This window comes from Mesorhizobium sp. M0598, assembly GCF_040320865.1.
Taxonomy (GTDB): domain Bacteria; phylum Pseudomonadota; class Alphaproteobacteria; order Rhizobiales; family Rhizobiaceae; genus Mesorhizobium.
Genome location: NZ_JAMYQL010000084.1, coordinates 1 through 3,564 on the forward strand (window position 1 = coordinate 1; position 3,564 = coordinate 3,564).

Genomic DNA, 3,564 nt, shown 5'->3' on the forward strand with positions numbered 1-3,564 from the left:
GCCAGGCTGTGGACGACCTGGTCCGGGCAGCGCGGATCGTCGATGCAACGCGCCAGACGCTCGGCCACCCGCAACCGCTTTTCCACCTCGGCCAAGGCCAGAATGCCGCTGTTGGACGACAGCATGCCGCCGTCGAAACGGGCGACGACGGACTTGCCGCCGACTGATGACAAACCGCTCAGCGGCAGCGCAACATCGTTCATGGTGGGTGTGGTCTCCGGGAAATGGTTCGGATCGGCTTAAGCAACCAAATTCCTGCGTCATTTCAACGGGTTGCGCCACATCCACCAACCCCCATGAATTTGGTTAGGTTGATGCGGCGTGCCGCCGCCGTGAGGCCGCGCTCGCTCAGCAGCGCGTCGAGAACGACGAGAAGATTCAGATCGAGCCCTTTGAAACGCATGTCTTAGCTATCCATAGCGTGGATGCATTTGATTGAAACAAACGATTTTACCAATTTTCCGGAATGTCGCATGGACTTGGCAGGACCTCACGTGCGCCGATCACTGCCTCTATCGCGTGGCGAGTCCCTTGAGAAGAGCCCGAAAGAGGAAATCTGTCGCGTGCGGTGGAGATTGTACTGGGAATGAGAGGCAGCGCTCCGATCATGTCGAACTCTCCGACGAATGGCGGACCGGTACAATAGTTGATCGCAACTGGTCCGGAGCTATGAAACATCTCGATTACATATGAGGTGCCGAGTGAATACGCTGACAGCACCCACGGTCGCAGCGTTTAGCTGACGTTTGACGACGGTTCCTATCCATTTACACGCAGATTCTTGATGTGCTGGCGCAAAAGCGGGAGGCCGGCGACTTTTCTTCGTCATCGGGCTGACGCCGCAGAAGCCGGAACTCGTCCGGTTCCTATGGGCATTGGGCTTGGTCGGTCGGACAGGCTCTATGAGGGGCAATTTTGGCAACGCGACGCGACTCGGGTTTTGAACGACGCCGAAAACGCAAGCTGGAAAGGAACAAGATGGCAGATCAACTCGCCAACGAAATAATCGCCATGATCAAGAAGCGCGCCGCGTCGGAGGGCGGCATAGCGCCTGCCACAGGCGGCGAGATAACGGCTGCCACGGGACTGACTTCGCTCGGTATCGATTCGCTGGGATTGGCGGACGTTCTCTGGGACCTGGAGCAGGCCTACGGCATCGAGATCGAGATGAATACGGCCGAGGCATGGTCGGATCTCCAGAATGTTGGGGACATGGTGGAAGCCGTGCGCAGCTTGCTCGCTAAGGGGATGTGAATGGACAGGCGCGTCGTGATTACTGGGATTGGCGGGATTTGCGGGCTTGGGACCAACGCCGCCGCCATTTGGACAGAGATGCGAGAAGGCCGCTCCGCCATCGGCCCAATCGTCAACTCCGAGCTCCATGAATTGAGGGTCAGGATCGGTGCCGAGATCAAGGCGCTGCCGGAGCATGACATCGACGGCAAGCAACTCATCTCCATGGACCGCTTCAGCCTGCTCGCTGTGCTTGCGGCGCGCGAAGCCATGCGTCAGGCCGGACTTTCCTCCAAAGAGGGAAATAGCTATCGCTTCGGTGCGACGGTGGGCGTTGGCGGCTGCGGGTGGGATGCGATCGAGCAAACCTACCGCGCCATCCTTCTGGGCGGTAAGCGTGCCGCTCTCTTGACTGTACCCAAGGCGATGCCGGGTGCCGCTGCCGGCCAGGTCAGCATGAGTCTCGGCCTGCGCGGGCCGGTCTTCGGCGTCACGTCCGCCTGTTCCTCGGCAAACCATGCGATTGCCTGCGCGGTGGACCAGATCAGGCTCGGCCGGGCCGACGTGATGCTTGCCGGCGGCAGCGAAGCGCCGCTCATATGGGGTGTGCTGAAGGCATGGGAAGCGATCCGCGTGCTTTCGCCCGATACTTGCCGGCCATTCTCGGCCGATCGCCAGGGCCTGTCGCTTGGTGAAGGCGCCGGCATGGCGGTGCTGGAAAGCTACGAGCATGCCCTGGCTCGGGGCGCCACCATCCTTGCCGAAATTGCCGGTGCCGGCCTTTCCGCCGATGCGTCCGACATCGTCGCGCCGACTGTCGAGGGGCCGGAGGCAGCAATGCGGGCCTGCCTTGCCGATGCCAGGCTGGACGCCGAGGATGTCGACTATCTCAACGCGCACGGCACCGGCACCAAGGCCAACGACCAGATCGAGACGGCGGCGATCAAGCGCGTCTTCGGTCAGCACGCCTTCTCAATGTCCATTTCTTCTACCAAGTCCATGCACGCGCATTGCCTCGGCGCGTCCGGCGCGCTCGAGTTGATCGCCTGCGTGATGGCTATCCGCGAGAGCGTCGTGCCGCCGACTGCCAATTATCGTGAGCTGGACCCCGATTGCGATCTCGACGTCACGCCCAATGTGGCACGCGAGCGCAAGGTGCGCGTGGCACTGAGCAACTCCTTCGCCTTTGGCGGCACGAACGCGGTTCTGGCGTTCAGGCAGGTGTAGAAGCCATGAGAGATGCCTCCGGCAACATTATCTCTCGCATCCAGATGCTTGCCGGATAACTATTGTGAAGGGCGGGTCATTGACCGCCTCGGCGAATGCGGGAAGTGGCAGCGGAAGCTCGACGATCCGGGGGTATCGTCTTTGCGAAATTCTTAACTGTTGAAGCGGCTTGGACGTACCGCCGCCCCGTAAAAGATAAGCGAGGCCCTGCGGGCTCGGCTTGAGGGTCTGAAGCTGTACACGACAATGTCTGGAAGCCGCAGGGTCGGCTCTGCGCCCGTTATAGTCGCCTGAGTGCTGCCGGCGCGGCCGCGCCGCGGGCGCCGTCAACGAACTCCTTGAACCTGCGGACCTTGCCTGTCTTGGCCGACGCTTCGAAGCGCGCCGTCGTGCTGGCCTCCAGATCCGCGACATGCTTGCGCAGGGTCGTGGTGGGCGCGAGGCCAAAGATGAAGTCGACGTCGTTGGCGCGGCACCAGTCGATGACCTGCGGGTTGCAATAATGGTTATCGCCGCGGAGCAGGATTCGAATGTTCGGCCAGTTGATCCGGATCGCCCGCACCAGACGGCGCAGGTGGGGGCGGATCTCAGCCCCACTCGGCCGCTTGGCCGGTCGCAGGATCGCGCTGACGAACCGTCCCGCACCATCGAACACGACGATCGGCTGGAAGCCGTACTCGTCATGGTGGGCATTGAACAGGCGAAGCTGTTGGCCTCCGTGCACAGCGTCGAAGGTGTCGTCAATGTCGAGTACGATCCGCTTCGGCACCTGCCGGAACGAGGCGCAATAGAGATCGACCATCGCCCGTCCCATCGCGACCAGCTCCCGCACGCCGGGTAGGTTCTCCAGCCGGCACAGCGTCGATTGCGACGCCAGATCCCGACCCGACGGCAGCGCATCCTGGGCCATCTTGAAGACCGGATCGCGGCGCAGCCGGTTGGCGTCGTTGCCGTCCTCGTAGCCGGCGGCGATCATCTTCATGCGAAAGCCGATCATTTCCGCCAGGCTGTGGACGACCTGGTCCGGGCAGCGCGGATCGTCGATGCAACGCGCCAGACGCTCGGCCACCCGCAACCGCTTTTCCACCTCGGCCAAGGCCAGAA

The 3,564-nt window shown here is 62.1% G+C and carries 3 protein-coding genes and 3 pseudogenes; 2 read left to right on the forward strand and 4 right to left on the reverse strand.

The window, feature by feature from the left end; all coding sequences use genetic code 11:
• The coding region (locus NKI59_RS34650; RefSeq protein WP_352709022.1) for a transposase at positions 1-203 on the reverse strand (203 nt) is incomplete at its 3' end.
• Positions 204-301: 98 nt separating this feature from the next.
• A pseudogene (locus NKI59_RS34655) lies at positions 302-403 on the reverse strand (LysR family transcriptional regulator); the annotation flags it as partial.
• 575 nt (positions 404-978) lie between these two features.
• On the opposite strand from NKI59_RS34655, the gene NKI59_RS34660 reads away from it, so the two are divergent.
• Both NKI59_RS34660 and NKI59_RS34665 read left to right on the forward strand, forming a co-directional pair.
• The gene (locus NKI59_RS34660) at positions 979-1,254 is read left to right on the forward strand and encodes an acyl carrier protein (RefSeq protein WP_352709024.1); all 276 of its coding nucleotides are present in this window, start codon (positions 979-981) and stop codon (positions 1,252-1,254) included.
• A complete protein-coding gene (locus tag NKI59_RS34665) occupies positions 1,255-2,460 on the forward strand; it encodes a beta-ketoacyl-[acyl-carrier-protein] synthase family protein (RefSeq protein ID WP_352453892.1) in 1,206 nt (401 codons plus the stop codon).
• On the opposite strand, the pseudogene NKI59_RS34670 reads toward NKI59_RS34665, so the two are convergent.
• Positions 2,447-2,665: pseudogene (locus tag NKI59_RS34670) on the reverse strand (LysR family transcriptional regulator); the annotation flags it as partial. The gene NKI59_RS34665 and the pseudogene NKI59_RS34670 sit on opposite strands and share 14 nt — an antisense overlap.
• Before the next feature lie 114 nt (positions 2,666-2,779).
• Positions 2,780-3,564: pseudogene (locus NKI59_RS34675) on the reverse strand (IS1380 family transposase); the annotation flags it as partial.